Source organism: Loigolactobacillus bifermentans DSM 20003 (assembly GCF_001434575.1).
GTDB classification, from domain to species: domain Bacteria; phylum Bacillota; class Bacilli; order Lactobacillales; family Lactobacillaceae; genus Loigolactobacillus; species Loigolactobacillus bifermentans.
Map to the genome: position 1 here is coordinate 39,689 of NZ_AZDA01000026.1, position 6,563 is coordinate 46,251.

4 protein-coding genes are annotated in these 6,563 nt (G+C 43.7%); all 4 read right to left on the reverse strand.

All coding sequences use genetic code 11. The features are described from left to right. Window positions 1–4: 4 nt before the first annotated feature. The gene (polA, locus tag FC07_RS04830) at window positions 5–2,668 is read right to left on the reverse strand and encodes a DNA polymerase I (protein WP_057903995.1); all 2,664 of its coding nucleotides are present in this window, start codon (window positions 2,666–2,668) and stop codon (window positions 5–7) included. A 161-nt stretch (window positions 2,669–2,829) separates the two neighbouring features. Then, window positions 2,830–3,540: a Bax inhibitor-1/YccA family protein gene (locus FC07_RS04835; protein ID WP_057903996.1), complete on the reverse strand. Its 711-nt coding sequence runs from the start codon at window positions 3,538–3,540 to the stop codon at window positions 2,830–2,832. Between the two features lie 80 nt (window positions 3,541–3,620). Next, on the reverse strand, window positions 3,621–4,952 hold the full coding sequence (gene murC, locus FC07_RS04840) for a UDP-N-acetylmuramate--L-alanine ligase (protein WP_057903997.1): 1,332 nt from the start codon (window positions 4,950–4,952) through the stop codon (window positions 3,621–3,623). Window positions 4,953–5,051: 99 nt separating this feature from the next. Continuing rightward, a partial coding sequence (locus FC07_RS04845) for a DNA translocase FtsK (RefSeq protein ID WP_157050113.1) occupies window positions 5,052–6,563 on the reverse strand: 1,512 nt, incomplete at its 5' end.

The following is a 6,563-nucleotide window of genomic DNA, read 5'->3' on the forward strand; positions in this document are numbered from 1 at the left end:
TCACCTAATCTTTTACGTTATACCATGTGGCACCACTTCCTGTGCCAACTTTCATCGGCACAGCCAAGGATACCGCAGCGTCCATCACTTCTGGCACCAACTGCGCTAAAATCGGAATTTCAGTTTTTGGTGCCTCAAAAATCAATTCATCATGTACTTGTAATAACATTGTGGCCTGCAATTTCTCAGCGGCTAATGCGTGTTGCATGTGTAACATGGCCACTTTAATAATATCCGCTGCACTCCCTTGAATAGGGGTGTTCATTGCCGTCCGCTCCGCAAACGAGCGCAAATTAAAGTTTTTCGCGTGAATATCTGGTAAATAACGGCGCCGATGGAAAAGTGTTTCAACGTAACCTTGTTCACGCGCGGTTTTCACAATGGCTTCCGTATAAGCCTTAACTTGCGGATATTCACGGAAATAGTTTTCAATATACGTTTTGGCCTGGGCCCGACTAATGCCTAAATTTTGGGATAATCCGTAATCACTGATACCATAAACGATGCCAAAGTTAACCGCTTTGGCCTCACGGCGCATGTTTGGCGTCACATCTTCGGGTTGCGCCAAGCCAAAGATCCGCATGGCCGTGCTGGCATGAATATCCAGCCCTTCTTTAAAAGCAGCCTGCAAATTTTGATCCCCTGAAATATGCGCCAACACCCGTAATTCAATTTGTGAATAATCGGCTGCAAAAATGGCCCAATCTTCCGACCGTGGAATAAAGGCCTGCCGAATTTGTCGACCATCTTGATCCCGCACAGGAATATTTTGCAAGTTCGGCTCAATGGAAGATAAACGCCCGGTTTGCGTCAAGGTTTGTAAATAAGTGGTATGGATTTTTTGATCCTCAGGATGAACTACCTTAAGCAGTCCGGTAATATAGGTTGATTGTAACTTAGACAGGCCACGGTAATCCAAAATATCACTGGCAATTGGCGCAATACCTTTTAAAGCTTCCAACACACCAACCGCGGTGGAGTAACCTGTTTTGGTCCGCTTGATCACCGGCAATTTCATATCTTCAAATAAAATTTTGCCGAGTTGTTGGGATGAGTTAATGTTAAACTCTTTCCCTGCCTCAGCGTAAATTTTTTGGATGATCGTGTCTAATCGCTGTTGAAATTGACCTTTCAACTCATTTAATTTATCAATGTCAATTTTGACCCCTGCGATTTCCATATCCGCTAACACCAAGGCCAACGGTAATTCCATCTCTGTAAACAACGCCAATTGATCATTATCCTGTAGTTTTTTCATTAAAACCGGTTGCAAATCAGAAATGGCTTGGGCCTTAGCTGCTAAATGCTTTTCAAAAACCGTTATATCTTCCGGTAAGCCTTTGCTGGCACCTTTGCCATAAACCGCTTCGTCTGTGGCCACATTTTGATAGCCGTGCAGCAAGGCTAATTTACCAAGGTCGTTACTATTATCATTGGTATCCACTAAATAAGACGCCAATAACAGATCAAATGTGGTGCCTGCTAACGAAACCCCTAATCGTTGTAGCCCGACGTAAGTCCGTTTAACATCAAAAACGTATTTTTCAATTGCACTATCCGCTAACAACTGCTTCAACGCAGGGGTTTGTAACAGTGCCGTATCCGTGGCCACATACCAAGTCCCCTGATGGCCAATGACAAAACCATTGCTCTCAGCGGTGTGATAATTATCCGCTAACATTTCTAAATAAAAGGTCACCGGACTGGTTAATTGTGCTGCAATTGCAGCCACATTGTCGGCTGTTAAAACGTCATACTTCAATGCCGCCTGTTGTGCTTGAACAGCTGAATTCACAATGCTCAGCTTGCTTTTAAACGATTGGAAATCCATGGCATCATAAAAATCCAACAATTTGGTTTCATCTTTGCCTTGGCACACTAACGCATCCAACGTTAACGCCACTGGCGCATTGGTATTAATGGTGGCCAACGATTTACTTAAAAAGGCTTGTTCCCGATCAGCTTGAAGATGTTCCTTCATTTTGCTGGCTTTTAAGCTGTCCAGGTTATCATAAATCCCTTCAACACTTCCAAATTGCTTTAACAACTTGATCGCCGTTTTTTCACCGACTTTGGTCACCCCAGGATAATTATCCGAAGTATCCCCTGCCAAACCTTTCATATCAATGATCTGCTTGGGTTCCAACTCATACTTTTCAAACACGTGAGCGGGGGTGTAAGCTTCTAGCGTATTGACCCCTTTCACCGTCACATTCACAGTAACTTGGTCTGTGGCCAATTGGGTCAAATCACGATCACCGGTGACAATATCAACTTTAAAACCGGCTGCTTCCGCTTGGCGCGCCATGGTCCCAATAATATCGTCTGCTTCATAGTTTTTGAGTTCATATGATTTGATGCCATAACCGACTAATAATTCCCGTAAGTGTGGCAATTGTTCTGACAATTCAGTGGGTGTTTTATCACGCTGGCCTTTGTAATCTGCAAATTTTTCGGTACGGAACGTGGTTTTACCAGCATCAAACGCAACCAACGCATGCGTCGGTTTAAATTGGTCTAGTACCACATCCAGCATAGTATTAAACGCATAAATGGCGTTGGTATGGAGCCCATCGTGATTCACAAAGCGATTTAACTGGCTGTGCAAGGCAAAAAACGCCCGAAAGGCCACACTATTCCCATCAACTAATAATAAATGTTTATTCATAATGACTCCTTAATTTGCTTATATTCGAATCCAGTTGCACTGGCACCATTGCGCCAGTAAGCCCGTCCCTTATTGTAGCAAAAACAACGGCACAATGGGGCGTTTCAACGGCGATTTCATAAAGAAAAGAGGCCGTGTTTCCACAACCTCTTGCTACTTCCTTAATTATTGTCCGAACCGCCTACGCCAAAGATCCGTAAGAAGTATAAGAACAAGTTAATGAAATCCATATAAAGTTGAAGCGCGCCCATCACGGCTAAACCAGACGTGCTTGTTTGTTGACCATGTTGTAAATACATTTGCTTAATGCGTTGACTATCCCAAGCCGTTAAGCCGGTAAAAATCAAAACACCAATAAATGAGAAAACATAATCAACCATTGGGTTCTGTAAAAACAAATTCACAATTGTTGCGACTAACAACCCGATCAAAGCGGCAAAAGCCATTTGACCGATCCCGCTTAAATTACGCCGCGTAAACGTCCCGTAAAGGGCCATTCCGGCAAAGGTAGCCGCAGCTGCCACAAAGGCTGTGGTGATTTTTGCACCGGTGTAAACCGCGGCAATCAAGGCGAAAAATAACCCGTTAATCACCGCATACGCCATAAATAGTAAAAACGAGACTATGCCACCACGACTGGCCTTAAAGCTCGTCCCCATCACCAAACCTAATTCAACGATCATGAGGAGCCAGGTGATCCAGCTATGCGTCGCCACAAAGTTAAAGAAGCTGGCCCGGTAAACCGTCAGGACAAGATAGGCAACAATTGCGGAAACCGCAACGCCTAATGTCATGAAGCCGTAAACACGGGTCAAAAATTGACTGAGGCCACGTTCATCATTAACAATAATTCGCTTTGGTTGTTCTTGCATTTAAAAACCTCCATTAAAGTCTTTCGCATTCAGATTGGCTTTTATTTTAGCGAATCCAGTTCTAAAAAGCAACTGGGTTGCTAGTTATTCTTAGGCGTACTCGCACTTAATAATTGTTCGTAAGCTTGTTCATACTTTTGAACATCCCCAGCACCCATGAAAACAACAACGGCATCATGGTAGTCTAACAAAGGTGACATATTATCTTGTTGTAAAACCGTACCGCCTTTACTGATCTTAGCGCCTAAATCAGCACTTGAGATCTTACCAGATGTTTCCCGTGCGGAGCTGAAAATATCCGTTAAATAAACCACATCGGCTAAGCTTAAACTTTTGGCAAAATCATCTAAATAAGCAATGGTTCGTGAGAACGTATGTGGTTGGAAAACGGCAACGATCTTTTTATCCGGGTATTTTTGCCGGGCAGCGTCCAATGTCGCCTTGATTTCAGAGGGATGATGCGCATAATCATCAATAATGGTCATATCGGCCATTTTCCGTTCTGCAAAACGGCGTTTGACCCCTTGGAAAGTCAATAATTCTTGGGCCACTTCAGCCATTGGAATTTTTTCCATGTAGCTGACTGCAATCACTGCTAAGCTGTTTAAAATATTGTGTTCGCCAAACATTGGGATTTGGAAATGCCCTAATTTTTCAGTTTGATAATAAACGTCAAATTCAGAGCCCTTGACCGTCCGTAAAATATTTTTTGCTTGGAAATCATCTTTATCGCCAGTGCCATAATAATAAATTGGCACGTTGACTTGCAGTTTCCGTAATTCAGGATCGTCTCCCCAAGCAAAGATGCCTTTATGAACTTGGTTGGCTTCCGTTTGGAACGCATCAAAAACATCATCAATGCCGGTGTAGTAATCTGGATGATCAAAATCAATGTTGGTCATGATCATATAATCTGGTGATTGGCCTAAGAAATGACGCCGATATTCATCCGCTTCAAAAACAAAGAATTGTGAGTTTTTGATGCCTTTCCCTGAGCCATCACCGATCAAATAACTGGTTGAGGCAATGCCACTTAAAACATGTGACAGTAAACCTGTGGTACTGGTTTTGCCGTGGGCCCCTGCTACACCAATGCTGGTGTGTTGTTTGATCACTTCTCCCAATAATTCAGGATAATGAATCACCTTCAAGCCTTGTTCCCGGGCTGCTTTTAATTCGGGATGATCCGCTGTAAATGCATTGCCAGCCACAATGGTTAAGCCAGCATGAATATTTTCAGCTGCAAAAGGATAAATCTTGATCCCAACTTTTTCTAAGTCACGTTGTGTAAAGGTATACTGCGTAATGTCAGAACCTTCAACTTTGTAACCTTCATCGTGTAAAATCATTGCTAAAGAGCTCATGCCTGAGCCTTTGATCCCAACAAAAAAATACGTCGTTTCTGTATCCACTGTTATTTGCTCCTTCTTGCTTCTCCTGAATTAAGCACTTCAAATGGCGCCTATAAAAGTTAGTGTAGCATAAATCGCCTATTTTACGAGGCTTAAATTTTAACGGTTTTCTAAAGCTATCAAATCGTCCGGCGTAAAGTAAACGTCCCGCGGTTTTGAACCACTGGCAGGCGAAATAAACTTCCGTGTTTCAAGGTCGTCGATCAGGCTAGCTGCACGATTGTAGCCGATTTTAAATTCACGTTGCAATTTCGATGTGGAAATTTGCTTTTCTGCTGCTAAATAACGCAACACATCTGGGAATAATTCGTCTTGGTTCGCCTGCTCCGTTGCCTGTTGCAAAAGGCCATCTGGTTCAAACAAATAATGCGGTGGCAATTGCTGCTTCACAAATGCCACGATCTCATCGATTTCTTGTTCCGCGTAAGTGCCTTGGATCCGCACTGGCTGACTTTGACCGTTACCCAGGTACAACATATCCCCTCGACCTAATAGCCGTTCGGCACCGCCTTGATCAATAATCGTGCGCGAATCAATTTGACTGGATACCATAAAGGCAATTCGCGTTGGAATATTATTTTTAATGGTCCCGGTAATAATATCCACACTTGGCCGTTGGGTGGCGACAATCAAATGAATCCCCGCTGCCCGTGCCTTTTGTGTGATCCGCACAATGTAATCTTGAACTTCTGTTGACGCCACCATCATTAAGTCTGCTAATTCATCAATAATGATCACGATGTACGGTAATTTCAACCCATAATCACCATGGTCTGCTGCCTTACGGTTAAACTGTTCTAAATTACGCACACCCGCTGCTGCTAACTTCTGATACCGTTCTTCCATTTCTTCAACAGCCCACTTTAAAGCCGCCGAAGCCGCTTTAGGATCAGAGATCACCGGTGACAATAAATGTGGTAATTCATTATACGGCGCTAATTCCACCGCCTTTGGATCGATCAACAATAATTTTACTTCAGATGGTTTGGCCTTAAATAAAATCGATAATAACAAACTGTTGATGAAGACACTCTTACCCGAACCGGTAGCGCCAGCAATTAAACCATGTGGCATTTTCGCAATATTGGTGACCATAGGCTGCCCAAATAAATCCACCCCTAGTGCAATCGTCAGTGGCGATTGACTTTGCGCAAATTTTTCTGAACGCACCACTTCCGATAACATCACAGGACGAGATTTTAAATTAGGAATCTCAATCCCCACCGTTGACTTACCAGGAATTGGGGCTTCAATTCGAATATCCTTGGCCGCTAATGCCAATTTCAAATCATCACTGAGATTGGTGATCTTATTGACCTTCACACCACGCGATAAGGTTAATTCAAATTGCGTGACGGCCGGGCCAATGCTCCAACGACTGACCACTGCCTTCACGTTAAAAGCGTTTAACGTTTCATTTAACACGGTGCGTTGGTGTTGGACCCAGGCCGCCATTTCACTACTATTGGTGGTTAATGGGTCGGGTAACAGGCTAAGTGGGGGCATTTGATAGCCACTTTCATCCACCTGTGGCAAAGCCGTGGTTTTGGCCACTGTTGCGGGCTGTTCCGTTGCGGGCTGTTCCGTTGCGGGCTGTTCCGTTGCGGGCTG